Here is a 26,935-nt window from a genome sequence, read left to right as displayed (position 1 = left end):
CCCATCCGCCCGTGACCGCTCGTTCCTCTGCCCCCGCCTCCGGCGTCTCGCTGGTGGCGCACACGCCCGCCCCCGTCGACGTTGCGCCCATCCCCCCCACGCCGGAACAGCAGCAGTTCGTCGACTGGCTGCGCGCGGTGGCGCCGTATATCCACGCCTTCCATGACAAGACCTTCGTGATCGGTTTCGGCGGCGAGCTCGTCAAGGCCGGATTGCTGGGATCGCTGGTGAACGACGTAGCCCTGTTGCAGGCCATGGGGATGCGCATCGTGCTGGTGCACGGCTCGCGCCCGCAGGTGGAAGAGCAACTGGCCCTGCGTCATGTGCAGACACAGTTTGTCGATGGCATCCGCGTCACGGACAACGCCGCGCTGGAATCGGCCAAGGAAGCCTCCGGCGAACTGCGCCTGGATATCGAAGCGGCTTTCAGCCAGGCCCTGCCCAATACGCCGATGGCCGGCGCACGCGTCTCCGTGGTATCGGGCAACTTCGTCACGGCACGGCCGGTCGGCATCGTCAACGGGGTGGATTTCCAGCACACGGGGCTGGTGCGCAAGATTGATGCGGAATCGATCCAGCATTCGCTGTCGAACCGCAAGATCGTGCTGTTGTCGCCGCTGGGTTTCTCTCCTACCGGGCAGGCATTCAACCTGTCGATGGAAGATGTGGCAACCAACACGGCCACCGCGCTCAAGGCGGACAAGCTGATCTTCATCACCGAGGTGGCCGGGCTGGTGGACCGCGTGGGCAAGCTGCAGCAGGAGCTTTCGGTGGAATCTGCCATCGAGCGCCTGCGCGAAGGCAGCCTCTCGCACGACACGGCCTATTACCTGCAGCACATCGTCAAGGCCATGCGCGGCGGCGTGCGCCGGGCACACCTGATCCCATTCGCGCTGGATGGCTCCATCCTGCTGGAACTGTTCCAGCACGACGGCGTGGGCACGATGGTGTCGCATACCGATCTGGAATACCTGCGCGAAGCCACGCTCGACGACGTGGGCGGCATCGTGCAGTTGATCGAACCGCTGGAGGCCGACGGCACGCTGGTGCCGCGCGAACGCCGGCTACTGGAACGTGATATCGCCAACTTCTCGGTCATCGAGCACGACGGCATCATCTTCGGTTGCGCGGCGCTGTATCCCTACGCAAAGGAAAGCGTGGGCGAAATGGCGTGCCTCACCGTTTCTCCCGAAAGCCAGGGCACCGGGGACGGCGAGCGCCTGCTCAAGCATATCGAGGCGCGTGCCCGCGCCATTGGACTCAAGCGCCTGTTCGTACTCACCACGCGTACCGAGCACTGGTTCCTCAAGCGCGGCTTTGTGCATGCGTCGGTGGATGACCTGCCGGAAGACCGCCGCAAACTGTACAACTGGCAACGCCGCTCGATGGTGCTGATGAAGAAGCTGTAAATACCCAGCCGGCATGCCGGAATCCCGGCGGCGCCCGGTCCGCGGCTTACAATAGACGACTGTGCGCCCCCTGGGCGGCGCATCCGCCACAAGAGAGGAAATCCCCATGGCCCGCATGGTCCACTGCGTCAAGCTCAACAAGGAAGCCGAAGGTCTCGACTTCCCGCCCCTGCCCGGCGAACTGGGCAAGAAGATCTGGCAAAGCGTATCGAAGGAAGCCTGGGCCGGCTGGCTCAAGCACCAGACGATGCTGATCAACGAAAACCGCCTGAACATGGCGGATTCGCGTGCCCGCCAGTACCTGCTCAAGCAGACCGAGAAGTATTTCTTCGGTGATGGCGCTGACGAGGCCGCAGGCTACGTCCCCCCGCCCTCGGCCTGACCGGGGCTAAAAAAGAAGAATGCCGTTCAGTTTGCGCTGAACGGCATTTTTTCTTGGCTGCGCCGCCATCCGGCAGCGCCATGCGCTTCAGAAATCCCGACGCTGCACGCCAGCCTCAGTGCCCAGCAGTAGAACATTGGCGCCGCGCTTGGCGAACAGCCCCACCGTCACCACGCCGGGCATGTCATTGATGACCGACTCGAGCCCCTTGGGATCGGCGATCTGCAGGCCGGAAACATCGAGAATCACATTGCCGTTGTCGGTCTTGTAGATCTGACCTTCCTTGGTCATGCGCAGGCGCGGCTGGCCACCAAGTGCCGCCAATTGGCGCGCCACGGCCGCACGGGCCATCGGCACGACCTCGACCGGCAGCGGGAATACGCCCATCGTCTCGACCAGCTTGCTGCCATCTGCGATGCAGACGAATTCCTTGGCAACGGAAGCCACGATCTTCTCGCGCGTGAGCGCGCCGCCGCCGCCCTTGATCATGGCGCCCGACGCATCGATTTCGTCAGCACCATCCACGTACACGGGAATCACGTCGACTTCGTTCAGGTCAAGTACCGCGAAGCCATGGCCTTGCAAGCGGCGCGTCGATGCCTCGGAACTGGACACGGCACCGGCGAAGCGCGCTTTGTGCGGCGCCACTGCATCGATGAAGAGATTGGCGGTCGAGCCCGTGCCGACGCCGAGCACCGCGCCCTCGGGCACATTGGCCAATACATAATCTGCGGCAGCCTGCGCCACCAGTGCCTTCAATGCATCCTGCGTCATGGCAAACACTCCCAAACCCGGTCCGAATCGGAAAGCCCAGTAGTGTACCGGATCAAGACAACGGCACGGCGCCGGCTGGTGCAGGCAGAAGCCCAGAGTACAATCGGCTCAACGTCCAACCCCCGACGCCTTGCCGGCTTTGCTTCTGCCAACATGAATCAGCTCGATCAACTCAAACAGTTCACCACCGTCGTCGCCGACACGGGTGATTTCCAGGCAATGCGCGCCTACGCGCCGCACGACGCAACCACCAACCCTTCGCTGATCCTGAAGGCCGTGCAGAAGGCTGAATACCGCCCGTTGCTTGAGCAAGCCGTGCGCGACGCCCGCAGCGGCAGCGTGGAAGACATCATCGACGCCGTGCTGGTCGCATTTGGCTGTGAGATTCTGTCGATCATCCCGGGCCGCGTGTCGACCGAGGTGGATGCACGCCTGTCGTTCGACACGGAAGCGACCGTCGCCAAGGCCAGGCACCTGATCTCGCTGTACGAAGCGCGCGGCATGGCACGCGAACGCGTGCTGATCAAGATCGCCTCGACCTGGGAAGGCATCCGGGCAGCAGATCAGCTCCGCGCCGAAGGCATTCGCTGCAATATGACGCTGCTGTTCTCGCTGACGCAGGCGGTGGCGTGTGCGGAAGCCGGCGTGCAGCTCATTTCGCCTTTCGTGGGACGCATCTACGACTGGTACAAGAAGGATGCCGGTGCCGAATGGGATCCTGTGGCGCAAGGCGGCGCGAACGACCCGGGCGTACAGTCCGTCGTGCGCATCTACAACTACTACAAGAAATTCGATTACCCGACCGAAGTCATGGGTGCGAGCTTCCGCAACACCTCGCAGATCATCGAACTGGCGGGCTGCGATCTGCTGACGATCAGCCCGGACCTGCTCGCGCAGTTGCAGGCGACCGACTCGCCTGCCGAGCGCAAGCTCTCCCCGGACAGCGCGAATGCGGCCAACATCGTGCGCCTGCCCGCCGACGAGAAATCGTTCCGCTGGCACATGAACGCCGACGCCATGGCCACCGAAAAGCTGGCGGAAGGGCTGCGCCTGTTTGCGGCGGATACGGTGAAACTGGAAGCGTTGATTCAGCCGCTGCTCGCGGCCGCGTAATGAAGGTTCAAGCCAGCATGGCGGGAAGGCACGTGCCCGCCGGCTGGTGGATGACCAGGTCGGCCGTTGCATCCAGCGCGCTCGCCTCGGGATTCACAACGATCACCCTCGCGCCATGGTCTTTGGCCAGGCCCGGCAGACCGGCTGCCGGATAGACCAGGCCGGACGTCCCCACCACCAGGCACACGTCGCACGAACTGGCTGCCTCTTCGGCGCGGTAATTGGCGACCAGCGGCAGCGGCTCACCAAACCACACGACACCTGGGCGCAGCATGGCGCCGCACGTGGCGCAACGTGGTGGTCGACCCGTTTGCGCCGTGGCGATATCGCACTTGCCGCATCCGCCCAGCCACTTGTTGGCGAACAGGTTGCCATGCAGCTCGATCACGCCTTCGCTGCCGGCACGCTGGTGGAGGCCATCGACGTTCTGCGTCACCAGCGTCACCGTCTTGCGCCTGGCCAGGTCGGCAATCGCGAGATGCGCGGGATTAGGCTGGACCTGCAGCACGCGTTCGCGGCGCTGCTGGTACCAGTCCCACACCATGCGTGGATGCTTCCGGTATGCAGCCTCGGTCGCCATGTCTTCCGGGTTGAACCGCGCCCACAGACCCGTGAGTGCGTCGCGAAAGGTCGGCACACCGGATTCAGCCGACACGCCGGCCCCCGTCAGCACCATCACACGTTCCGCCGCTTTGACCCACGCTTGGGCCTGCACCAACGCGGCCGCGTCGGATCTGGCCGCCGGTCCGGCGTCCATCACTTCTTCGCGGATGCTACCGCGCGCTGGCGCACGGCTTCAAACAAACACACGCCGCTGGCGACCGACACATTCAGGCTTTCCACGCTGCCCGCCATCGGGATGCGGACCAGCGTGTCGCATGTCTCGCGGGTGAGGCGTCGCATGCCCTCCCCCTCCGCCCCCATCACGATGGCAATCGGGCCCTTGAAGTCGGCTTGATAGAGATCCTGCTCGGCTTCGTCAGCCGTGCCGATCACCCATACGCCACGTTCCTGCAGTTCACGCAGCGTGCGCGCGAGGTTCGTCACAGTGATGTAGGGAACGGTTTCGGCGGCGCCGCTGGCAACCTTTGCCACCGTCGCGTTGATGCCGACGCTGCGATCCTTCGGTGCAATCACGGCGTGTGCGCCAGCCGCATCGGCCACGCGCAGGCAAGCGCCAAGATTATGCGGATCGGTCACACCATCGAGCACCAGCAGCAACGGCGTGCCCTGAATGCCGTCAAGCAGCTCGTCGAGATTGAGTGCCAGCGAAAGCGATTCCGCTTTGGCCACCACGCCCTGGTGGCGGTCGGTGCCGGCAATGCCGCGCAGCCGGTCATTGTCAGCGGGAATGAGGCGCACGCCCGCTGCTTCCGCGGCTTTCAGGAAATCCTGCATGCGGCGGTCGCGGCGGTTGGCTTCGAAGTAGATTTCGTCGATCGACCGCGCGTCATGACGCAGTCTGGCGGTGACGGCGTGAAAGCCGATGAGGAGCTTGGATTGGGACATGGCGCGATTGTACCTGTCTGCCCTCGCTCCCCGGCTGTTTTAGCGCCCCTTGGACTTCCGGGCCGCCTTGCTTGCCGTCTTGCGCGGCGCGGCGGGCTTCGCACCCTTCGGTTTGGTCACGCGCGCGGGCTGCTTTTTGCGAGCGGGCTTAGCGTGCGCATGGCCGGGTGGCACAGCACGCGAACCCGGCTCGAACACCGGCTGCTCTTCGAAGACGCGGTCGAGCGTCTCGTCGAATGACTCCTCCGGCTTGGCCGTACCGCCCAGCAGTGCCGCCAACTGGCGCGGCTTCTTGCGCCCGACCGGCGGCGCGGGCGTGGCCACGGTCGGTTGACGCCCGGCCACCGCTTCGGGTGCCCCAGCCACCTTGGCCGGACGCAGCGCCTTTACCGAGGGCTCCTGAATCAGGCGGAAATCCATCTTCCGCGCATCCAGGTCGACTCGCAGCAGCTGCACGCGCACGCGATCGGTCAAGCGGTAACGGATGCCGGTCCGCTCGCCCCGCAGCTCGTTACGGGCTTCTTCGTACTGGAAGTAATCGCTGCCGAGCTCGGTCACGTGCACCAGGCCCTCCACATACAGCTCGTCGAGCTGCACGAAGATGCCGAATGACGTGACGGCACTCACCGTGCCTGAAAACTCGTTGCCCAGCTTGTCGCGCATGAAGTAGCACTTGAGCCAGGCTTCGACATCACGCGACGCCTCGTCCGCACGGCGCTCATTGGCTGAGCAATGCGTGCCGAGTTCATGCCAGATCGCCTCAGCCTTGGCCTTGTTGACGATGCTTGCCGGCACGCCCTTTTCCGCTTCAGCCTGAAGGCGGCGCGCCTTCGGCGACAGCGCGCTGTTCAGCTGGACGCCCGCCCCCAGGGATGGCACATACCGCGTGCGCTGCAGGATCGCCTTGATGGACCGATGTACCAGCAAGTCCGGATAGCGGCGGATCGGGCTCGTGAAGTGTGCATACGCCGGATAGGCCAAGCCAAAATGGCCGATGTTGTCGGGGCTGTACACCGCCTGCTGCATCGAGCGCAATAGCATGGTCTGGAGCATGGGCGCGTCGGGGCGCGCCGCGACCTTCTCCATCAGCTCGGCATAATCGGCGGCCTGCGGTTTGTCGCCTCCGCCCAGCGTGAGGCCATTCGTCTTCAGGAAGGCACGCAGGGCCTGGAGCTTTTCCTCGGTCGGGCCGGCGTGCACGCGATAGAGCGCCGAGTGCTTGTAGCGCTCCAGCATCTCTGCTGCGCAGACATTGGCCGTCAGCATGCACTCTTCGATCAGCCGGTGCGCATCGTTGCGGGTGCGCGGCAGGATCTGCTCGATCTTGCCCTGTGCGTTGCAGACGATGTAGGTCTCGGTCGTATCAAAGTCGATCGCACCACGCTCACGGCGCGACTTGAGCAGCGTCTGGTACAACTCGTACAGGTCCTGGAGATGCGACACCAAGGGAGCACGCTTGGCAGCCTCCGGACCCTTCACGTTGGCGAGGATCGCCCAGACCTCGTTGTAGGTCAGGCGCGCCTTCGAGTGCATCACCGCCGGATAGAACTGGAACGCCTTGATCTGCCCCTTGGCCGTGATCACGGCGTCGCAGACCATGCACAGGCGGTCCACATCGGGATTCAGCGAGCACAGGCCATTGGAAAGTTTCTCCGGCAGCATCGGGATCACCCGGCGCGGGAAGTACACCGAAGTGGCACGGTCGATGGCGTCCGCATCGAGCGGATGCCCCGGACGCACGTAATGCGAGACGTCCGCAATGGCCACGATCAGCCGCCAACCCTTGCTCCGCCCGATCTTGATCGGCTCGGCGTACACGGCATCGTCGAAATCGCGTGCATCTTCGCCATCGATGGTCACGAGCGGCACGTCACGCAGATCGATGCGGCCGGCCAGATCGGCATCACGCACGACATCAGGCAGCGCCTCGGCCTCACGTTGCGTCGGCTCGGAAAACTCGTGCGGCACACCGTACTTGCGCACGGCAATTTCGATCTCCATGCCGGGGTCGTCTATCTCACCCAGCACTTCGACCACGCGACCAATCGGTTGCACATAGCGATCCGGATACTCCAGGATCTCGACGCTCACCACCTGGCCAACCTTGGCCTTGCCTTGCCCCTTGGGCGCGATCAGGATGTCGCGGCCCAGGCGCTTATCTTCAGGCGCCACGACGAGCGTGCCGCTTTCCGACAGCAACCGCCCGATGACGCGCTTGTTTGCCCGCTGCAGGATCTCGACGATCTGCCCTTCGGTACGCCCACGCCGGTCGTAACCGACAGCACGCACCAGGGCGCGGTCCCCGTGCATGGCCTTCTGCATCTCGCGCTCGGGCAGGAAGATGTCCGGTTCGCCGTCATCCCGGACAAAGAAACCGTAACCGTCGCGGTGGCCGATCACGCGCCCTTCAATAAAGTTCGGCTGGTGCGCCAGTTCGTAGCGCCCCTTGCGATTGAGTTCGATCTGACCGTCCCGCTCCATGGCGGTCAGCCGCTTGAGAAAGCCGTCATGCTCTTTGCGCGTGACCGACAGCGCCTTGGCGATATCGGAGGCAGACAACGGAGACCCCGACGTGCGGAGCACACCAAGGATTTCCTCGCGGCTCGGGATCGGATATGTCGGTTGATTCAATTTTTTCTTCTAGAATGTTGACAGGATCGCTCGATCCCGTAATAATTACAGCTTCTGCACACGCACACCTGCCCAGGTGGCGGAATTGGTAGACGCACTAGTTTCAGGTACTAGCGGGTAACTCCGTGGAGGTTCGAGTCCTCTCCTGGGCACCAGAGTTTAGAAACGGCGCAACGCAAGTTGCGCCGTTTTTCTTTTCCGAAACCGGGTGGTTGTTCAGTTGCTGACGCGGCGCTCCGCGAAAAACGACAGGCATTGTGTCTTGGCTATCACGCCTGGGCTGGACAAACCTCACCAACCGCTCCTGCCCCAGACGCTGGGTGGGCTCGATGCCTGGTTCGTCGCGCCGGACATACCACACATCGATCGACCCCACATACGAACCGCAAAGCCAGTCCTTGCGGGGGTTTCGGACCAATGTTGCAGCCCGTGTCACGAGGTTACCGAAGTGGCACGCACGGCGCAAGCCGCTCACGCCACTCCGCACGTCCTTCGACGCAGCCCTCCGATGGATCAAACCGCTGGCGCTTCACCGTTACCGGCAGCGCGGGCCTTGCCTCGCTTGATCCACGCGGCCAGATTGTGCGGACGCAACGTGTCATATTCCTCGAATGGCTGATGGATCCAGGGATTCGTCGGCAGAAACTGCACCGCATAATCCGGCTTGATCTTCGAGCATGCCTTATGCCACAGCACGGCGGTACGCACGTCGGTCACGGCGGGATAGCGCTCTTTGAGGTGACGGCCCACGCGCTCAAGCGTGACACCGGAATCCACCAGATCATCCACCAGCAGCACACGGCCTGACAGTTCGCCACGCGTCATGGTGATGTACTGGGCAATATCGAGATCGCCCTGCTGCGTGCCGGCGGCCTCACGATAGCTGCTGGTCGCCAGTATGGCCAGCGGCAGGTCGTAGATGCGCGAGAGCTGGTCGCCCACGCGAAGGCCGCCCCGCGCCAGGCACAGAATCTTGTCGAACTTCCAGCCGGACTCATGGACGACCAGCGCCAGGCGCTCGATCAGACCGTGGTATTCGTCCCAGGATACCCACAGGTGCGAGTCATCGTTGATCGGCTGGTTCATGGTGCACCTCTTCGTCATCGGTAATGCGACGTGAGTTGTCGCAGTCGTGTTTTATTTGTGTTGCAGGGAACGCCGCTCCAATAAAAATTCGCCCGGCGGATCACCGGGCGAATCGGAGCGCTGCGCCTCAATCCTTGTACGGATGACGCAGCAGAATGGTCTCGTCGCGATCGGGGCCAGTCGAAATCATGGCGATCGGGATACCGGCCACTTCCTCCACGCGCTTCAGATAGGCTTGCGCGGTCTCGGGCAGCGCATTCCATTCCTTCAGGCCAAAGGTGGACGTATTCCAGCCCGGGAATTCTTCGTAGATCGGCTGGCAACGCGCGACGGCATCAGAGCCACGCGGCAGGATGTTGACCTCCTTGCCATCCAGCATGTAGCCGACGCACAGCTTGATCGCCTCCAGCCCGTCGAGCACGTCAAGCTTGGTGATGCAAAGTCCCGACACGCCGTTGATCTGGATCGCGCGACGCAGCGCCGCGGCATCGAGCCAGCCGGTACGACGGGGACGACCGGTCACCGAGCCGAACTCCTTGCCAACATTGGCCAACCGCACGCCAGTCGGGTCCTGGCGTGCAGGGTTGTCCGCATCGTACAGTTCGCTCGGAAACGGCCCTGAGCCCACACGCGTGCAATACGCCTTGGTGATCCCCAGAATGTAATGCAGTTGGCCCGGGCCCACGCCTGCTCCGGCGGCCGCATTACCTGCCACGCAATTGCTGGACGTAACGAACGGATAGGTACCGTGATCGATATCGAGCAGCGTGCCTTGCGCACCTTCGAACATCAGATTCTTGCCCGCAGCATTCGCGGCAAACAGCTCGGCCGACACGTCCGTCACCATCGGCGCAAGGCGCTCGCCATACGGCAACATCTCGTCCAGCGTCTGCTGGAAGTCCAGCGCGGGGTGGTTCAGGTATTGCGTCAGGACGAAGTTATGGAAGTCCAGGTTCTCGCGCAGGCGCTCGGCAAAATACGCCGGATCGAACAGGTCTTGCACACGCAGCGCACGGCGGGCGACCTTATCTTCGTACGCAGGACCGATGCCGCGGCCGGTGGTACCGATCTTGGCAGCACCGCGCTTCAGCTCGCGCGCCTTGTCGATGGCGACGTGGTACGGCAGGATCAGCGTAGTCGCTTCCGAGATGCGCAGACGGTTCTGCACCTGCACGCCGGCCGATTCCAGCTCGTCGATTTCCTTGAACAGCGCCTCAGGCGACAGCACCACACCGTTACCGATGTAGCACGCGACGCCATCGCGCATGATGCCCGACGGGATCAGGCGCAGGATCGTCTTCTTGCCGCCGATGATGAGGGTATGGCCTGCGTTATGTCCGCCCTGGAAACGAACCACGCCTTGCGCATGATCGGTCAGCCAATCGACGATTTTCCCTTTACCTTCGTCACCCCACTGGGTGCCGATGACGACGACATTGCGTCCTTGGCTCACTGCTGGTGCGGACATGTTGAATTTGCAGATGGGTTAAAAACGTATTCTACCCTTGTTGTCAGGGCCTTCCCCGAAATTGCCGGGTTTTGCAGAACGTTATGCAACAGCCTCAAGTGGAGGCCTTGCGGGGCTTGACGATCCACACGCCGCCCTCTTCCACGAGCTGACGATCGTAAGCAAATTCGTCCAGATCTTCCGGATGCCCGGGCAGCGACTGAATGACGATCTCTCCGGCGGCGCGCAGGACGGCAATCGCCTCGCGCAGCCGGGCATCGCCAGACCAGGGAGCGTGGATCGCGGCAGCGCGCGCTTCCACAGGCGAAATACCGGCGACTTCCCGCAGGTCGAGCGAAAAACCGGTGGCGGGACGCGCCCGGCCGAAAGCCTCGCCGACCTTGTCATAGCGGCCACCGCGCGCCACGGCGTTCGGTATGCCTGCCACATAGGCCGTGAACATCACGCCGCTGTGGTAGTGGTAGCCGCGCAGATCTGCCAGGTCGATATTGACCGTGGCACCGCCGGCACGCTCGGCCAGGGTGGAAAGATCATCCAGCGCGCGACCGATGGCCGGCTGCGCCGGCAGTTCCGCCCGGGCGCGGGCCAGCACATCGACGCCGCCGTACAGCGACGGCAGCAGGTTGATTGCGTCGCGCTGGGCCGCCGGCAGCCCAGTCGTGATGGCGCGCAGTGCGGGCACGTCCTTGGAAGCCAGCGCGGCAAACAGATCATCCTGTACGTTCAAGGCGATGGGCGACTGCTCCAGCAACGCCGCCACCACGCCAACATGGCACAAGTCCAGGCGCACGTCGGCCAAGCCAGCGGCCGACAGTGCAGCCTGCATCAGCTCCTGGATTTCGAGGTCGGCTTCCAGACCGGCATGACCGTAGATTTCAGCGCCAATCTGCAACGGCTCTCGCGTGACGTTAAACCCACTCGGACGGGTATGAAGTACCGAGCCCGCGTAGCACAGGCGCGTCACGCCGGCGCGATTCAGCAAATGCGCATCGATGCGCGCCACCTGTGGTGTGATGTCTGCACGCAGGCCGATGGTGCGCCCGGAAAGCTGGTCGACCAACTTGAAGGTCTTCAGATCGAGGTCATGCCCCGTACCGGAGAGCAGCGACTCGATGTATTCCAGCATCGGCGGCATGACCAGTTCATAGCCGTAGGTACGGAACAGGTCGAGCATGCGCCGGCGCAGCTCTTCAATCTTGCGCGCCTCGGAGGGCAGCACGTCGGCAATGGATTCGGGCAGCAGCCAGTTGGTCGGCATGGCGGTCTCGGTCAACAGTCTTGGTACGGCGGATTTCTGAAAACGTGGGGAATCGGTTAGCGGTGCAGCAGTCGCAGCAGGATCAGTCCTGCTGCCATCGATACCAGCCCGATCACGCGCAGCTTTTCATCCGGCAATTCAGTCAGCATCTGGAAGGCGCGGCGCCAGGCTTGCGGCGCCACAAACGGCAGAATGCCCTCGAATACGAGCACCAGCGCGCACGCGGCCAGCAAAACAGTGGGGAGTGACTCTTCCATGGGAGGCGATGGGCGAACGAACAAAACCCCGGCAAGCCGGGGTCTGTCCGCCGCAAATACGGTCAGCGACGCATTGTACTAGCGATGACGTCCCGACTGTGCAGCCGGCGCTACCGCTGTCGAGCTGCCGCCATTCGGGCTGCGCATGTACTTGAAGAAATCGCTGTTCGGCTGCAACACCATCACGTCCCGGCGATCGTGGAACGACGCGCGGTACGCTTCCATGCTCCGCCAGAACGCGGCGAACTGCGGATCACGGCCAAACGCATCGGCGTAGATGTCGGCGGCACGGGCATCGCCTTCACCCTTGATCTTCTGGGCATCGCGATAGGCGTCTGCGAGCACGACTTCGCGCTGGCGATCCGCGTCGGCGCGGATCTTCTCGCCTTCGGCAGCGCCGGTCGAACGCAACTCGTTGGCAACACGCTTGCGCTCGGCTTCCATACGCCGGTACACCGATTCCGTGACGCTGGCCAGCAGATCGACGCGCTTCAGGCGCACGTCGATGATGTCGACACCCACCGACTTGCCGTACTCCTGTACGCCCTTGAGGATGCTCTGCATCACCGCTTCGCGATCAGTCGAGACCACATCGGACACGGTGCGCCTTGCAAACTCATCGCGGGCAATGGCGTTGATCTTCTGCGTCATGCTGTCCTGCGCAAGGCGGTTGTCGCCCTTGAAGCTGACGTAGAACAGGCGCGGATCAGCCACTCGCCACTTGACGAACCAGTCGACCAGCAGGTTCTTCTTCTCGGCCGTGATGAAGCGATCTGCGCCAGCGACGTCGATGGTCTGCAGGCGCTTGTCCATGAAGACGACGTTCTGCAGCGGCGGCGGCAGCTTGAAGTGCAGCCCCGGCTCCTTGATGACCTGCTTGATCTCACCGAAGGCAAACACCACGGCGTACTGCCGCTGGTCCACCACGAACACGACCGACGAAAACACCGCCAGAGCGATCACCAGCGCCACGAGGGCGGAAATCAGACGATTCATGTGCCCTCCTCTTAGCGGGAATCGCGGTCGCGGTTACGCAGCGCTTCGCGCGAGCGCGAGTCGGCGTCACTTGTCGACGACGGGCTTGAGGGGGTCGGCACGCCCTGCGCCGAGCCGCTGTCCTGGGGCGAGGCACCAGGCGCAGCCGCCGGGCGCGAACTGTCGCCCTGCGTCTGAGCCATCAGCTTGTCGAGCGGCAAATACAGCAGGCTGCCGTTGCTCTGGTCGACCATCACCTTGGTCGCATTGGCGTAGATGTCCTGCATCGTTTCCAGGTAAATGCGGTCCCGCGTGACCTGCGGGGCCTTGGAATATTCGCGCTGGACTGACGCGAAGCGCGCGGCATCGCCCTCTGCGCGTGCCGTCACGCGCGCCTTGTAGCCCTGCGCTTCCTCGAGAAGCCGCGCGGCGGTTCCCTTGGCGCGAGGCACGACGTCATTGGCATATGCCTGGCCTTCGGAGATGGCACGCTCGCGATCCTGGCCGGCCTTCGTCACGTCGTCGAACGCAGCCTGCACCTGTTCGGGAGGCTGCACGCTCTGCACGTTGACGCTGAGAATACGAATACCGGTCTTGTATGCCGACAAAATGCGCTGGATCGATTCGCCCAGATTGCGACTGACGGCATCGCGGCCCTCGTAGAGCACCGCGTCCATCTTGTTTCGGCCAACGATCTCGCGCACAGACGTTTCAGCGGCTTGCGTGACGAGTTCCTCGTCGCCACCGCGGTCCGTGCGATTGAAGAACAGGTACTCGACCGGGTCTGCGATGTTGTATTGCACCGAAAAGCGGACATCGACGATGTTCTCGTCTTGCGTCAGCATCGACGAATCTTTCAGATTCGTGTCCTTGATCTGGGTGGTGCGGCCGATCTCGAGCGTGCGCACGCCTGACAGATTGACGATCTCGTGTGACTCGATCGGATACGGCAGACGCCAATTGATACCCGGCGTCGCCAGATACTTGAAGCGACCGAACTGCAGGATGACGCCAGTCTGCCCTTCCTGCACGATGAAGAAGCCGCTGGCCAACCACAGGCCCGCCAGCACAGCCAGCAATACGCCGACACCCAGACCAGAACCACCTCGGCCATTTCCGGGGCGCAGCGGTGACGGAGCGCCGTCTCCACCGTTACCGCCATCCTTGCGACCGAACAGATTGTTCAAGCGGCGATTGAAGTCGCGCCAGAGCTCGTCAAGATCCGGCGGGCCATCCTGCGGCGGCTTGCTCTGGCGCTTCGGCTCGTCCATGTCATTGCGCTGGGCGTGATGGTCATCGCCGCGCCCCCAGCGCGGATCGTTCAATGAAAGCAGCACCCGCAAGCGGTGCCACAACCCCCGCGCCGGACTGGGCGAGGCCGTGGAGGATGACTGGGTCGAAATCTCGGGCATGAGCGGTCGGGCTTGTCCTGATGTCTGACTGTGAAAGAAGTGACAGGGGATTCTATCAGCCCTGTCCGTCACCTTCGGCGGAAGCGCCACTGCTCTGCAAGCTTTGCGACAGTTCGTCACGGTGTGCAGGCTGCGCATCGCGACGCCGGTCGAAGCGCGGATCGAAGTCCGCGTCGTCCGACGGCGGATGCTCGCGCAGGCGGATTGCTGTTTCGACGAGCGCTTCGCGCAGCAGATCCAGCCCCGCCCCCTCGATGGCGGAGACGAAGACCCGGCGCACCGCGCCGGTCTCATCGCGCTCGATGCGCGGACCCTGGGCGCGCAGCTCTTCAGCCGCATCGATCTTGTTCATCACGAGAATCTGCGGAATTCCGCTGGCATCGATTTCGTGCAGGACGCGGCCCACCTGCTCCATCTGCTCGTGCTTCACCGTGCTGGCCGCGTCGACCACGTGCAGCAACACGTCAGCGTGCACGGTTTCCTCCAGCGTCGCACGGAATGCGGCCACCAGCTGGGTAGGCAGGTCGCGGATGAAACCGACCGTATCCGACAGCACGACGTTACCCAGCCCTTCGAGGTAGAGACGGCGCGACGTCGTATCCAGCGTCGCGAACAGCTGATTCGCCGCGTACGTGCGCGCCTTGGTCAGGGCATTGAACAGCGTCGACTTGCCGGCGTTGGTATAGCCGACCAGCGACACGGAGAACGCATCGTTACGGCTGCGCGCACGGCGCTGCGTATCGTGCTGGCGCTGCAGCTTGTCGAGCTCGGTCGACAGACGCTTGGCGCGTTCGTCGAGCATCCGGCGATCAAGTTCGAGTTGGCGCTCGCCCGGACCGCCGCGCATACCGATCCCGCCCTTCTGGCGTTCCAGGTGGCTCCATGCCCGTACCAGGCGCGAGGCCTGATAGCGGACGCGCGCAAGCTCCACTTGCACCTTGCCGACATGGCTTTGCGCCCGCTGACTGAAAATGTCGAGAATGAGACCGGTCCGATCGACAACATGACGGCCGAAAAAGCGCTCAAGGTTACGCTGCTGCGCCGGGCTCAGTGCGTGGTTGAAGATGACGATCTCGGCGTCCTCTTCGTCCGCTGCGATCTTCACCTCCTCAGCCTTGCCCGCACCGATGAACAATGCTGCGTCCGGCCTGGAACGCTTGCCCGTAACGGCGCGCACCGGCTCCGAGCCAGCCGTGGAGGCCAGCAGCGCCAGTTCACTCAAACTTTCCTGGAAATCGTGCTTACCGAAATCGACGGCGACCAAAATGGCGCGTGTCGGCTCCGAATCGGAGGTGGGATGGGATGCCAAGCGGGGAAATGAAGAAGGGGAAACCGAGGATGGGTGCGTCCCGCCGCTCGGACGGCGGCGGGAGCGAGGCAGATCAGGCGTCGGACGCTTCGTCCACGCGGAAGCTCACGGCACGTGCCGGCACCACGGTGGAAATTGCGTGCTTGTACACCATCTGCGTCACGGTATTGCGCAGGAGCACGACGTACTGGTCGAACGATTCGATATTGCCTTGCAGCTTGATGCCGTTGACGAGATAAATCGACACCGGCACATGCTCCTTACGCAGCGCATTCAGAAACGGGTCTTGTAGCAATTGCCCTTTGTTGCTCATGGCACACTCCAGATTTATAGGTTTAGTGGTGGGTTATGGGGCTGGAAAGCCCGGGTTCAAGCACTCGACGCAAAAAAAGTTCGTCAAAAGAGTCGGCCAGACGCGTCCGAATGACGCCGATGGCGCCTGGGTTTGCAGACACCAAGCTCCATGTCTCGAGAATTTAGCCTCAGAAATCGGGGAAAGCAAACGGAAAACCGATGACCCCGCCATATGAAATGGCTCGGCCTTTTCGGCGATCCCTCGCCCAAATGCCCCCGAATCACACGCCGCCCTAGAGCGTCAGGCGCCCGACGCTCAGTCGTTGGATTGGGCGTAGGGGTTTTTGTTCGTACGAAACTCGATCCGAAGCGGAGTTCCCTTCAACTGGAAGGCGTCGCGGAAGCGTCCCTCCAGGTAACGGCGGTACGTTTCCGGAATGTTCGAGAGCGCGTTGCCGTGAATCACCACGATCGGTGGATTGGAACCACCCTGGTGCGCATAGCGCAGCTTCGGACGCGATACGCCGGCACGACGTGGTTGCTGGAACTCGACGGCCTCCTGCAACACGCGGGTCAGCTTGGGCGTCGGCAACTTGACCATGGCGGCAGCGTATGCGTCGTCCACGGACTTCATCAGCGCGCCAATCCCGGTCCGCTCCTTGGCAGAGATGTAATGCACATTGGCAAACGACAGGAACTGCAGCTTGCGCTCCAGGTCATGCTTGATGCGGTCGCGCGCATGGCCCGTCAGGCCATCCCACTTGTTCACGCCGATCACGAGCGCGCGGCCCGATTCCACGATGAACCCTGCGATATGCGCGTCCTGGTCTGAAATATCCTGCTGCGCGTCGAGCAGCAACACCACCACGTTGGCGTCTGCGATCGACTGCAACGTCTTGACCACCGAGAACTTCTCGATTGCCTCGAAGACCTTGCCGCGCTTGCGCAGGCCGGCCGTATCGATCAGCGTATAAGGCTTGCCGTTACGCTCGAAATCCACATAAATGGCATCGCGCGTGGTGCCGGGCATGTCAAAGGCGATCACGCGCTCCTCGCCGATCAAGGCGTTGACCAGCGTCGACTTGCCGACATTCGGACGGCCAACGATGGCGATGCGGGTGCCATGGTCGTGCGCGTCGGCTGCCTCGGCAAGCTCCGGGCGCTCGGCAAAGGCCAGGTCGAGCGCTTCGTCCACGAGATCTCGCACACCATCGCCGTGGGCCGACGAAATGGCACGCGGGTCGCCCAGACCGAGTTCGTAGAAATCCGTGGCCACGGCGGTGTATTTCATCCCCTCGGCCTTGTTCACCGCGAGCAGGATGCGGCGGCCCGTCTTGCGAAGATAGTCTGCGATCACCCGGTCCTGGGGCGCCAGGCCGAGGCGCCCATCGACGAGGAAGATGACCACGTCAGCCTCGACCACGGCTTGACGTGTCTGCTTGGCCATCTCGGCAACGATACCTTCCTTGGCGACCGGCTCGAATCCGCCCGTATCAATTGCGATGAAGGGACGCTCGCCCACGCGGCCCTCGCCATAATGGCGGTCGCGCGTCAGGCCCGGCATGTCCGCGACGAGCGCGTCACGCGAACGCGTCAGACGGTTGAACAGGGTCGATTTGCCGACATTCGGCCGCCCAACGAGGGCAATCACTGGTTTCATGCTTGCGTACCGTGCGCGAGAGGCGTCACGGCAAATTCCGGTAGTTGCAACTGCTGTTGGCATCCGAACGGCCTGCCGAACAGATGCAAGACGCCCGCGGGATACGCGGGCGCGGGTTTGAGACGGTAGTGCCGCCTCGTATGATTCCTGTGCCGCCGCATGCTATCGGCATGCGGCGGCCAATATTACTTGGGCAGATAACCGTAAACGCCCCCGCCGCGCGTCTGCACGACCAGCGTCTGGCCAACCACCACCGGTGCCGCTCCGATGGGGTTTCCGTCTGTCTTCACGCGGGCGATGAACTTGCCGTCGTCGCGCGAGAGGAAATGCAGCCAGCCTTCGAAGTCACCGACGATGACTGCACGACCGAACGCCAGCGGCGTCCCAAGGTCACGCCACAGCAGGGATTCGTTCTTCCACAGATCCGCGCCGTTCCGTGCGTTGAAGCCGTACACGATCGACTTTTCATCAGCAGCGAAGAGCGCGCCGTCTCCCTGCGTCACGCCGGTCGGTGACGAGAAATCACGCCCCCAACGCGGCGCACCGGTACTGATATCGAAGCAGGCAACGCGCCCCTGGAAACTTGCCGCGCAAACCTGCTGGCCGTCGATGGATGGGGCGCCGGTCACATCGTTCAGGCGCTCGATTTCCGACACGCCGTGCGGATACGACACCGCAGCTTCCCAGCGCAGCCCACCGTTGCTGGCAGCCAGCGCACCCAGCTTGCCACCGGCAAAGCCGAGGATGATGTTGTCACCAGCGAAGACCATCGGCAGGCTGCTGCGCAGGTTCAGTGCAGACGGCGAGCGCTGGTAGATCCATTTGCGTTCGCCGTTGGCGGCATCCAAACCGAAGATGCGGCCGTCCGTGGTACGAACGACCACCAGCCCCTGCCCGACCAACGGCGCCGTCAGCACTTCGCCATTGACCGCAATCTTCCATTTCTGCGCGCCTTTCTCGTCGAACGCCACAACGGCGCCCTTCTCGCCGGCGACGGCAGTCAGCGCGCCGTCGCTGCCCGGGCCCGAGGTCAGATCCACATCAGCCTTGCCCTGCCACACGGTACGGCCCGTCGCGCCCTCCAGGGCAGTCACGGTACCGCCAGCAGACGACACGTACACGTTATTGCCGGCGACGGCAGGCTGCATCACGTAGCGACCACTCTTGCCGACGTTCACGCTCCACACCTGACGAACGCCCAGCACCTGCTGAACGTCCTGCAGCGTGGCCGGCTCATGCTTGTTCTTGCTGCTGAACAGCGAGCAACCGCCGAGGACGGCCACTGCGGACAGCGCCAGCACCGCCGCGCGCGCGGAACGTGCAATACCACTGCGTGCGACACCACTCTGCTCAAGTGCGTGAATCATGAAATCGGGATCCTTTGTTATGCGTTGAATTGCGCGCGACCTGCGCCTGCTCAGGCGCCGCCCAGGGCATCCAGCTTGAACTGCACGATCTGGCGCGCCGAAGCGTCTGCCGGGCCGAACTTCTCCAGCGCAAGCTTGTAGGCTGCGCGCGCGTCTTCCGCCTTGTTCTGCGCGGCGAGCAGGTCGCCACGGCGATCGGCATACAGCGCCGCAAAGGCAGGGGCAACTTCGCCGGACACCAGCGCGAGGCCCTGATCATAGGCTTTCTCGTCAAGCAGCAGCCCCGCCAGGCGCAACTTGGCTAGCGCTTTGTACTCGTCATCGCGCGCGTGGTCGATGGTCCATTGCAACTGGGCCTTGGCGCCGGCCGCATCGTTCGCTTCATATAGCGCCTTGGCCGCAGCCAGCGCAGACATCTGCGCATAGGCGGTGCCGCCGAATTTGTCTTCCATGTCGGTGGCCGCGCGCTTGAGCTTCTCGGCGTCCTTGCCCTCCACCGCCTTCTGCACTTGCTCGTACAGCACCGATGCCTCGCCGGCCTGCTTGCGCTGCCAGTTCTTCCAGCCGAACCAGCCGGCCATCGCCAGCAGTACCACAATGGCAACCCACGTCACCGCGTTGCCGTTATCGCGCCACCAGTGCTTGAGGCTCTCCAGTTGTTCCTGTTCTTCGAGATCGTAGGCCATGCTTTGCGGAGCTTGAGGTATTTGGGGTTGAGTCGCGGAATGGAAAAACCGTGGTCAGTCGCTGCTGGCCACCATGGCATCGATCAGGCGATCGACCAACTGGTCGGACGGCACAGACTGCTGGGCGTCGGCATTCGGGGCGCCGCGCAGCGGCTTGATCTGCACCACACCTTGGGCGACTTCATCGTCGCCAATGATAACCGCATAGGATGCACCACTCGCGTCCGCGCGCTTGAATTGGGACTTGAAGCTGCCATTACGCCCTTCCGCAGAAGCGTGAAGAATGACGTCCAGACCCGCGTCACGCAGCCGCTCGGCCGCCACCAGCGCCTGGACCTGCGCCTCGTCTCCCTGGTGAACGATATAAACATCGCAGCCTTGCGCTTCCGGCTCCAGCTTCTCTTCGCGCAGCAGTTCGATGATGCGCTCGACGCCCATCGCCCAGCCGCATGCTGGTGCGGGCTTGCCACCGATCTGCTCGATCAGTGGATCGTAGCGTCCGCCACCCGCCACCGTGCCTTGCGCACCGAGCTTATCGGTCGTCCACTCGAACACGGTGAGGTTGTAATAGTCCAGTCCACGCACCAGACGCGGGTTGATGGTGAACGGAATGTTATTGGCCTTGAGCAGCTTCTGCACCCCTTCGAAGTGCGCGCGCGACTCCTCGCCCAGGTAATCAATGAGCTTGGGTGCGCCTGCGGCCATCTCTTGCAGCGCAGGATTTTTGGTGTCGAGCACGCGCAGCGGGTTGGTGTAGAGGCGGCGCTTGCCGTCTTCGTCCAGAATGTCCTGGAAGCCTTCCAGATACTGGATGAGATCAGCGCGATGTGCGGCGCGCTCTTCCGCCTGGCCAAGCGAATTCAGCTCCAGTTTCAGGCCGACGAGACCGAGATCGTCCCATAGGCGCTGGCACATCAGGATGACTTCGGCATCGATGTCCGGGCCTGCAAAGCCAAGCGCCTCCACGCCAACCTGGTGGAACTGACGATAACGACCGCGCTGGGGCCGCTCATGGCGGAACATCGGGCCCGTGTACCACAGGCGCTTCGGGCCGTCGTACAGCAGGTTGTGTTCGATCACGGCACGCACCGCGGCGGCCGTGCCTTCAGGGCGCATGGTCAGTTGCTCGCCGTTCAGCGCGTCAGTGAAGGAGTACATCTCCTTCTCGACGATGTCCGTCACCTCGCCGATGCCGCGCACGAACAACTGTGTCTGCTCGACGATGGGCGTGCGGATCTGCTGATAGCCGTACGCGCGCAGCATGCTGCGCACGGCATTGTCGAAATGCTCCCAGAGCGGGGCATCACTGGGCAACAGGTCGTTCATGCCCTTGACGCCCGCGATCTTTTGCGCCCGTAGTTGTTTGGATTCGCTCATGATGTCACGTTAAAAGCCGGCCTCTTCTGCAGGCCGGCTTATGGATGCTTGCTATGAAACCGGATGCCGTCTCAGGCCGTCACCGGGGGTTGCGCACCGTAATGCGTGCGCACGTACTCGTCGACAATCGCCTGGAATTCCTCGGCAATGCGCTCACCGCGCAGCGTCTTCACCTTCACGCCGTCGACGAACACCGGCGCTGCCGGCGATTCACCCGTACCCGGCAACGAAATGCCGATATTCGCGTGCTTGCTTTCGCCCGGTCCGTTGACGATGCAGCCCATCACCGCGACGTTCATTTCTTCGACGCCAGGGTACTGCTGCTTCCACGTCGGCATCTGCTCTCGCAGATAGGACTGGATGCGCGCCGCCAGTTCCTGAAACACCGTGCTGGTGGTGCGGCCGCAACCCGGGCACGCGATGACCATCGGCGTGAAATTGCGCAGGCCCATCGTCTGCAGGATCTCCTGCGCAACGATGACTTCCTTCTCCCGCGGGGCGCCCGGTTCGGGCGTGAGCGAAATGCGGATCGTGTCGCCAATGCCCTCCTGCAGCAACACGGACAGCGCGGCCGTCGACGCGACAATCCCCTTGCTGCCCATGCCGGCTTCGGTCAGGCCGAGATGCAATGCGTAGGTACAGCGCCGCGCCAGCTCCCGGTAGACCGCAATCAGATCCTGTACCGCAGACACCTTGCACGACAGGATGATCTGGTTGCCAGGCAAACCCAGCTCTTCCGCTTTCTGTGCCGATTGGATCGCCGACGTGATCAGCGCCTCGACCATCACCGTGCGGGCATCCCACGGCGTGGCACGGCGGCCGTTCTCGTCCATGATGCGGGCAAGCAGATCCTGATCGAGGCTGCCCCAGTTCACACCGATCCGCACCGGCTTGTCATAGCGGCAGGCAATCTCGATCATCTGTGCGAATTGCGTGTCGCGCTTCGCACCCTGACCCACGTTTCCGGGATTGATTCGATATTTCGACAGCGCCTGCGCGCACTCCGGATAGTCCTGGAGCAGCTTATGACCGTTGTAGTGGAAGTCCCCCACCAGCGGTACATCGACCCCCATGCGATCCAGTTGCTCCCGAATGGCCGGCACTGCGGCCGCGGCAGCCGGTGTGTCGACGGTAATGCGCACAAGCTCGGAGCCGGCCCGCGCAAGTTCCTTGACCTGAACCGCCGTACCGATGGCATCCGACGTGTCGGTGTTCGTCATCGACTGCACGCAGACCGGCGCATCGCCGCCCACATGCACAATGCGTCCACCCCAGCGGATTTCTGCCGCACGCGAGTTCCGGCGCGGCAGCGGGCCTACCAAGGCGGGAGCGCAATCGAGAGGCGTGGAGGTTTCCATGATCATGCAGGGTGCCGCGCCAAAAGGGCGCCGCACCATTCAACAAAACGGTTCAGGGCAGGATAGCCCGTGCCACGCGATTGCGGGCGTACTTGCGGATGTCGACGGATGCACCGTTCACCGTCAACGCGTCGACCGCTTCGGCATTGCCGAAGACGACCTTGAAGGGCGGCATGCCGGTGAGGTCATGCGATTCGCCTTCCTTGGACAGACCACTGGCGAGTGTCTTGCCGGACTTATCCTTGATCTCGTACCAGGAGGCACCGGAAAACCGCACCGAGACGGTACCGCCGCTGGCCGACGATTCGGCGGGCTTGGCCGTCGTGGCGGCCGGAGTGTCCACCTCAACCAATGCAGGTTTCACATCCGCAGCGGCGACGGCAGGCGCCGAGGCCGCGTTGTTATCCGACCGAGGCAGCACTGGCGGGACAACCAGCGGCGCGGTCACCACGCCCGAGGCTGGAGCAGCCGGCGCAGTGGGCGTCAGCGGGACCGGCATCGATGCTGCGGGCGCTTCCGACTGAACAGTCGCAGGCGCCTGTGCCGTCTCAGACGGCGCCTGCTGTTCCGCAGACGCGGCCTCGCTTGCTGCAGGCCCCGCGGTCTGCGTGACGGCCGTCTGCGTGGCCAGCCACTGCTTCAGCCGGTCCATGCCGGCCAACGTAGCACCCACCACAACAGCGGCGACCAGCGCTCCAATCAGCCAGCCCCGGCTGCCACGTCGCTTGGCAAAACTCGGCCTGTCGGAGAACGACTCCCCCAACCCGCCTTCCGGCCGCAAGCCGATCGTGGTCACAGGGACGCGCGCATTCAGGCGTGCCAACTGATCATCCACATCAACCTGCAGCGCACGTGCATACGCACGGATCAATCCCTTGGCGAAAGTCATGTCAGGCAATGCTCCGACATCCGCCGATTCCACCGCCCGCAGTTTTCCCGGCGCCACTTTCAGGCGCGTGGCCAGATCCTCAACTGTCAGACGTTGACGCTCTCGGCCGTCACGCAGTCGCTCGGCAATTTCGCGCAGCGCGCTGTCGCGCTCCGGCGACGCGGATGCCGGCGCATTCGAAGCAGGCGTTCCCCCTTGAGACGGGGCATCAGCGCTCGCCACGTCACGGTCAATCATCCCAGGCTCCTCGTTCGAAAGCCGCCTCTTCGGGCGCGTTGGGGAATCGGCGCTGCAATTGCGCGCTCCATGCATTCTGCTGGGAGACATCCCCCAGACGACGCGCAATACGGGCGCCGAGCCATAAGCTTTCGGCGCTCGGACTGCGACTGTTGACCCGTTCGATGAACGGCATGGCGCGCGCGTATTCGCGGCGCTTGTAATAGAGTTCCGCCAACGTCACGTTGGTCAGCGGATTATTGGCGTCGATGTACGTGGCGCGCGTGAGACTCTTCTCCGCGCCGTCCAAGTCACCCTGCCGCATCTGGCAGACGCCGAGGTTTGTCCAAGGCTTGGCCGGGCTGCCGGCAGCAGGCGTCTCGATGGCCTGGCGCAGCATCGTCATTCCCTGCGCGGGCTTCCCGCCCTGCGAGCACAGGAACCAGCCGTAGTTGTTCAACAGGTCCCCATCCTGCGGGGTAACCGCCAAAGCACGGCGGAAGCTGTAGTCGGCAAGCTCGTGCTGACCCAGGTTCATGTAGGCCAGCGCCCGGATGTGGTACGCCCCCGGCACGTTCGGATCGATCGCCATGGCGCTCTTGACCTCGTCAAGCGCCGTGGCGGCCTGCCCGGCCTCGAGATACTGGGTCGCCAGCTGCAGCCGGATCGCTGCGCGACGGCCTGTATCAGCCTGTTCGGAAATGGGCGTCTTGACGTCTTGCGTCTGGGCCGGCGGCGGCAATGCGCACCCGGCGGCTGCCAGCGTGAAGACCAGACTGACAGCAGTCGACCAACGCTTCATGCGGTACCCATACGTTGTGTGGATTCGGCCTCGACCACCGGGACCGGAACGATTTTGCCGAACTTCCCGCGCTCGGCCAGGCGGGTGCGATCCTTGACCTCGCCCGCCAGCTGGCCGCAAGCCGCATCGATGTCATCGCCACGCGTCTTGCGGATGGTGGTGACGATGCCTGCGTCGAGCAGTACCTGCGAGAAACGACGGATCTGCTCGTTGTTCGAGCGCTTCAGCCCTGATTCGGGAAATGGGTTGAACGGGATCAGGTTGAACTTGCACGGCACGTCGGCAACGACGCGCAGCAGTTCGCGGGCGTGCTCGACGGTGTCGTTCACGCCGTCCAGCATGCAATATTCGAAGGTGATGAAATCGCGTGGCGCAAACTCGAGGTAGCGGCGGCAGCCCGCCATCAGTTCGGCCAGCGGATACTTCTTGTTGAGCGGCACGAGGACGTCGCGCAGCGCATCGTTTGACGCATGCAGTGACACGGCAAGCGCCACCGGCAGATCGCGCGATAGCCGATCCATCATCGGCACTACGCCAGAGGTGGACACGGTCACACGACGGCGCGATAGCCCATACGCGTTGTCGTCCAGCATGAGGGACAACGCCGGCACCACCGCGTCGTAGTTCAGCAGGGGCTCACCCATGCCCATCATCACGACGTTCGTGATGACGCGATCATCCTTGGGGCCGCGACCAAGCTGCTTGCGCATGGCGAATTCAGCCATCCACAGTTGGCCGACGATCTCGCCCGTGCTCAAGTTGCGCGAGAAGCCTTGCTTGCCCGTCGAACAAAAGCGGCAGTTGACGGCGCATCCCGCCTGAGACGACACGCACAAGGTGCCGCGTGTCTCTTCGGGGATGTACACCGTCTCGACAGCATTGCCCTGCCCCACGTCGACCAGCCACTTGCGCGTACCGTCAGACGAGAGATGATCGGAAATGACCGCCGGTGCCTGAATGGTGGCGCGGGTCGCAAGCTTTTCGCGCAGCGACTTGGCGAGATCGGTCATCTCGCCAAAATCACATGCGCCCGACTGGTGAATCCAGCGCTGCAATTGCTTGGCGCGAAATGATTTCTCGCCCAGGCTCTCGCAGTATGCGAGCAGGCCCTGTGCGTCGAAATCGAGGAGATTCACCATATCGTTCATGACTTGCAACCCGAAACCGCCAACGTGGTTCAGTGTTGACGCTCAGCGGCTGTAAATGTTCAGACCCGGGAAGAAGAAAGCCACTTCCACGGCGGCCGTCTCGGCAGCGTCGGAGCCGTGCACGGCATTCGCGTCGATGCTGTCGGCGAAGTCGGCGCGGATCGTGCCCTTCTCGGCTTTCTTCGGATCGGTTGCGCCCATCAGGTCGCGGTTCTTGGCGATCGCGTTTTCGCCTTCCAGCGCTTGCACCATCACCGGACCCGAGATCATGAAGTCGACCAGATCCTTGAAGAACGGGCGCTCCTTGTGCACAGCATAGAACTGCTCGGCTTCTGCGCGCGACAGGTGAATCATCTTGGCAGCGACGATCTTCAGGCCAGCGCCTTCGAAGCGGGCATAGATCTGGCCGATGACATTCTTGGCCACGGCATCCGGTTTGATAATCGACAGAGTGCGTTCGATCGCCATCAAAAACTCCAAAAAATGAAGGTGTTACGTCAAAGATAAACGTCGGATTCTAGCACGGGGCGGGGCCGGATTGAATCTCAGGCGGTGCAACCCAGGCCAATGCCTGGCAGGCGCGGAAGGCGCCGCCAAGATCACCCGCCGCAGCGGTACGCGTGCCTGGGGCTGCACGGCCTTAGGATCGCCTTACTGAGCGCACAAAAAATCACCCCAAACCGGCGTTTTTGCGCAGGATCCTCCCCCGAACGCAGGAACCGCGTGGCATCCTGTCCCTCCAAAGAGGGACGATGTGGCTTGCAAAAGCAACCTCCGGATGCCACATTCGGTGTGTCGTCACATTGTCTGCAATGTCATCTACCCAAGGAGTTCGCATGGACAACCAACTCAACACGTACGGTTTTGGCGCTTCCGGCACCGCCGGCGCGTTGGCCGTCCGCAACCGCGTGCTGCGCAATACGTATTGGCTGCTCGCAATTTCCATGATCCCCACCATCCTCGGTGCGTGGATTGGCGTCGCCACAGGCTTCAACCTGATGGCACGCAACCCGCTCATGGGCTTCGTGCTGTTCATGGCCGTGGCCTTCGGCTTCTTCTACGCCATTGAGCGTTTCAAGAATAGCGGCCTTGGAGTCGCCCTGCTGCTCGGCTTCACGTTCTTCATGGGCCTGATGCTGTCGCGCCTCATCGGGATGATTCTCGGTTTTTCGAACGGCGCCTCGCTCATCATGACTGCCTTTGGCGGCACGGCCATCATCTTCGGCGCGATGGCTACGGTCGCCACGGTCAGCAAGCGCGACTTCTCGGGCTTGGGCAAATGGCTGTTCATGGGCGTGCTGGTGCTGATCGTCGGCTCGGTGGCCAACATCTGGCTACAACTGCCGGCAATGATGCTCACGATCTCGGTGCTGGCCATCGCGATCTTCTCGGCCTACATCCTGTTCGACGTGCAACGCATCGTGAATGGCGGCGAAACCAACTATGTAACCGCTACCCTGGCGATCTACCTGGACGTCTACAACATCTTCACGAACCTGCTCGCCATCCTCGGAATCTTCGGCGGCAATCGCGACTGACGTCGCGCTGCGCCGCT

Annotated in this window: 25 protein-coding genes and 1 tRNA gene; 5 read left to right on the top strand and 21 right to left on the bottom strand. The window is 63.1% G+C overall.

Annotated elements, in window-relative coordinates:
* Positions 1 to 11 precede the first annotated feature (11 nt).
* Together argA and R2N03_RS17735 are read left to right on the top strand one after the other, a co-directional pair.
* Positions 12 to 1,409: an amino-acid N-acetyltransferase gene (argA, locus tag R2N03_RS17740; RefSeq protein WP_428984426.1), complete on the top strand. Its 1,398-nt coding sequence runs from the start codon at positions 12 to 14 to the stop codon at positions 1,407 to 1,409.
* A 106-nt stretch (positions 1,410 to 1,515) separates the two neighbouring features.
* Positions 1,516 to 1,791 carry an oxidative damage protection protein gene (locus R2N03_RS17735; RefSeq protein ID WP_147213497.1) on the top strand — a complete coding sequence of 92 codons (276 nt, stop codon included), beginning with the start codon at positions 1,516 to 1,518 and terminating at the stop codon, positions 1,789 to 1,791.
* An 87-nt stretch (positions 1,792 to 1,878) separates the two neighbouring features.
* On the opposite strand, the gene rpiA is transcribed toward R2N03_RS17735, so the two are convergent.
* Entirely contained in the window at positions 1,879 to 2,565 is a 687-nt protein-coding gene (gene rpiA / locus R2N03_RS17730; RefSeq protein ID WP_316659134.1) for a ribose-5-phosphate isomerase RpiA, read from the bottom strand.
* 153 nt (positions 2,566 to 2,718) lie between these two features.
* Here rpiA and tal point away from each other — a divergent pair, with 153 nt between their 5' ends.
* Complete coding sequence (tal, locus tag R2N03_RS17725; RefSeq protein ID WP_316659133.1) at positions 2,719 to 3,678, top strand: transaldolase; 960 nt, start codon at positions 2,719 to 2,721, stop codon at positions 3,676 to 3,678.
* A 7-nt stretch (positions 3,679 to 3,685) separates the two neighbouring features.
* Here the strand turns inward: tal and R2N03_RS17720 are convergent, their stop codons facing one another.
* Genes R2N03_RS17720 through rnr form a run of 3 tightly spaced genes read right to left on the bottom strand, consistent with a single transcriptional unit; the run spans position 3,686 to position 7,818 of the window.
* Positions 3,686 to 4,435, bottom strand: coding sequence for an SIR2 family NAD-dependent protein deacylase (locus R2N03_RS17720; protein ID WP_316659132.1), 750 nt, complete (start codon positions 4,433 to 4,435; stop codon positions 3,686 to 3,688).
* Positions 4,435 to 5,187: a 23S rRNA (guanosine(2251)-2'-O)-methyltransferase RlmB gene (gene rlmB, locus R2N03_RS17715; RefSeq protein WP_316659131.1), complete on the bottom strand. Its 753-nt coding sequence runs from the start codon at positions 5,185 to 5,187 to the stop codon at positions 4,435 to 4,437. The genes R2N03_RS17720 and rlmB overlap by 1 nt, the downstream gene beginning before the upstream one ends.
* Before the next feature lie 39 nt (positions 5,188 to 5,226).
* The gene (rnr, locus tag R2N03_RS17710; protein ID WP_316659129.1) at positions 5,227 to 7,818 is read right to left on the bottom strand and encodes a ribonuclease R; all 2,592 of its coding nucleotides are present in this window, start codon (positions 7,816 to 7,818) and stop codon (positions 5,227 to 5,229) included.
* A gap of 70 nt (positions 7,819 to 7,888) precedes the next feature.
* On the opposite strand from rnr, the gene R2N03_RS17705 reads away from it, so the two are divergent.
* Positions 7,889 to 7,973, top strand: a tRNA-Leu gene (locus tag R2N03_RS17705).
* A gap of 358 nt (positions 7,974 to 8,331) precedes the next feature.
* Here R2N03_RS17705 and R2N03_RS17700 read toward each other — a convergent pair.
* The 17 genes from R2N03_RS17700 to ndk all read right to left on the bottom strand — a co-directional run bounded on the left by R2N03_RS17700 (position 8,332) and on the right by ndk (position 25,848).
* Positions 8,332 to 8,904: a phosphoribosyltransferase gene (locus tag R2N03_RS17700; protein ID WP_316659128.1), complete on the bottom strand. Its 573-nt coding sequence runs from the start codon at positions 8,902 to 8,904 to the stop codon at positions 8,332 to 8,334.
* Between the two features lie 127 nt (positions 8,905 to 9,031).
* Positions 9,032 to 10,372: an adenylosuccinate synthase gene (locus R2N03_RS17695; RefSeq protein ID WP_316659127.1), complete on the bottom strand. Its 1,341-nt coding sequence runs from the start codon at positions 10,370 to 10,372 to the stop codon at positions 9,032 to 9,034.
* 94 nt (positions 10,373 to 10,466) lie between these two features.
* Complete coding sequence (locus tag R2N03_RS17690) at positions 10,467 to 11,630, bottom strand: ATP phosphoribosyltransferase regulatory subunit (RefSeq protein ID WP_316659126.1); 1,164 nt, start codon at positions 11,628 to 11,630, stop codon at positions 10,467 to 10,469.
* Positions 11,631 to 11,686: 56 nt separating this feature from the next.
* Positions 11,687 to 11,887, bottom strand: coding sequence for a DUF2065 domain-containing protein (locus R2N03_RS17685; protein WP_316659125.1), 201 nt, complete (start codon positions 11,885 to 11,887; stop codon positions 11,687 to 11,689).
* A gap of 78 nt (positions 11,888 to 11,965) precedes the next feature.
* Positions 11,966 to 12,883 carry a protease modulator HflC gene (gene hflC / locus R2N03_RS17680; protein ID WP_316659124.1) on the bottom strand — a complete coding sequence of 306 codons (918 nt, stop codon included), beginning with the start codon at positions 12,881 to 12,883 and terminating at the stop codon, positions 11,966 to 11,968.
* Between the two features lie 11 nt (positions 12,884 to 12,894).
* Positions 12,895 to 14,274: an FtsH protease activity modulator HflK gene (gene hflK / locus R2N03_RS17675; protein WP_316659123.1), complete on the bottom strand. Its 1,380-nt coding sequence runs from the start codon at positions 14,272 to 14,274 to the stop codon at positions 12,895 to 12,897.
* Between the two features lie 55 nt (positions 14,275 to 14,329).
* A complete protein-coding gene (hflX, locus tag R2N03_RS17670) occupies positions 14,330 to 15,583 on the bottom strand; it encodes a GTPase HflX (RefSeq protein WP_316659122.1) in 1,254 nt (417 codons plus the stop codon).
* A gap of 73 nt (positions 15,584 to 15,656) precedes the next feature.
* Positions 15,657 to 15,896, bottom strand: coding sequence for an RNA chaperone Hfq (gene hfq / locus R2N03_RS17665; protein WP_167862886.1), 240 nt, complete (start codon positions 15,894 to 15,896; stop codon positions 15,657 to 15,659).
* A 297-nt stretch (positions 15,897 to 16,193) separates the two neighbouring features.
* A complete protein-coding gene (gene der / locus R2N03_RS17660; protein WP_316659120.1) occupies positions 16,194 to 17,537 on the bottom strand; it encodes a ribosome biogenesis GTPase Der in 1,344 nt (447 codons plus the stop codon).
* A 185-nt stretch (positions 17,538 to 17,722) separates the two neighbouring features.
* Complete coding sequence (gene bamB, locus R2N03_RS17655; RefSeq protein ID WP_316659119.1) at positions 17,723 to 18,904, bottom strand: outer membrane protein assembly factor BamB; 1,182 nt, start codon at positions 18,902 to 18,904, stop codon at positions 17,723 to 17,725.
* A 50-nt stretch (positions 18,905 to 18,954) separates the two neighbouring features.
* Positions 18,955 to 19,590 carry a YfgM family protein gene (locus tag R2N03_RS17650; protein ID WP_316659118.1) on the bottom strand — a complete coding sequence of 212 codons (636 nt, stop codon included), beginning with the start codon at positions 19,588 to 19,590 and terminating at the stop codon, positions 18,955 to 18,957.
* A 54-nt stretch (positions 19,591 to 19,644) separates the two neighbouring features.
* Positions 19,645 to 20,967, bottom strand: coding sequence for a histidine--tRNA ligase (hisS, locus tag R2N03_RS17645; protein ID WP_316659117.1), 1,323 nt, complete (start codon positions 20,965 to 20,967; stop codon positions 19,645 to 19,647).
* Positions 20,968 to 21,038: 71 nt separating this feature from the next.
* Positions 21,039 to 22,325: a flavodoxin-dependent (E)-4-hydroxy-3-methylbut-2-enyl-diphosphate synthase gene (gene ispG, locus R2N03_RS17640; RefSeq protein ID WP_316659116.1), complete on the bottom strand. Its 1,287-nt coding sequence runs from the start codon at positions 22,323 to 22,325 to the stop codon at positions 21,039 to 21,041.
* Between the two features lie 52 nt (positions 22,326 to 22,377).
* Entirely contained in the window at positions 22,378 to 23,451 is a 1,074-nt protein-coding gene (locus R2N03_RS17635; RefSeq protein ID WP_316659115.1) for a RodZ domain-containing protein, read from the bottom strand.
* Positions 23,444 to 24,232 carry a type IV pilus biogenesis/stability protein PilW gene (pilW, locus tag R2N03_RS17630; RefSeq protein ID WP_316659114.1) on the bottom strand — a complete coding sequence of 263 codons (789 nt, stop codon included), beginning with the start codon at positions 24,230 to 24,232 and terminating at the stop codon, positions 23,444 to 23,446. Before pilW ends, R2N03_RS17635 begins: the two co-directional genes overlap by 8 nt.
* Positions 24,229 to 25,380, bottom strand: a complete 1,152-nt coding sequence (gene rlmN, locus R2N03_RS17625; RefSeq protein WP_316659113.1) for a dual-specificity RNA methyltransferase RlmN — start codon at positions 25,378 to 25,380, stop codon at positions 24,229 to 24,231. Before rlmN ends, pilW begins: the two co-directional genes overlap by 4 nt.
* Positions 25,381 to 25,422: 42 nt before the next feature.
* The gene (ndk, locus tag R2N03_RS17620; RefSeq protein WP_316659112.1) at positions 25,423 to 25,848 is read right to left on the bottom strand and encodes a nucleoside-diphosphate kinase; all 426 of its coding nucleotides are present in this window, start codon (positions 25,846 to 25,848) and stop codon (positions 25,423 to 25,425) included.
* Between the two features lie 368 nt (positions 25,849 to 26,216).
* On the opposite strand from ndk, the gene R2N03_RS17615 reads away from it, so the two are divergent.
* Positions 26,217 to 26,918 (top strand): Bax inhibitor-1/YccA family protein, encoded by a 702-nt coding sequence (locus R2N03_RS17615; RefSeq protein ID WP_316659110.1) that lies wholly within the window; start codon positions 26,217 to 26,219, stop codon positions 26,916 to 26,918.
* Positions 26,919 to 26,935: the final 17 nt, after the last annotated feature.

Origin of the sequence: Ralstonia condita, assembly GCF_958405655.1 — a bacterium.
GTDB lineage: Bacteria > Pseudomonadota > Gammaproteobacteria > Burkholderiales > Burkholderiaceae > Ralstonia > Ralstonia condita.
This window is presented reverse-complemented; position numbering and strand designations above follow the sequence as displayed.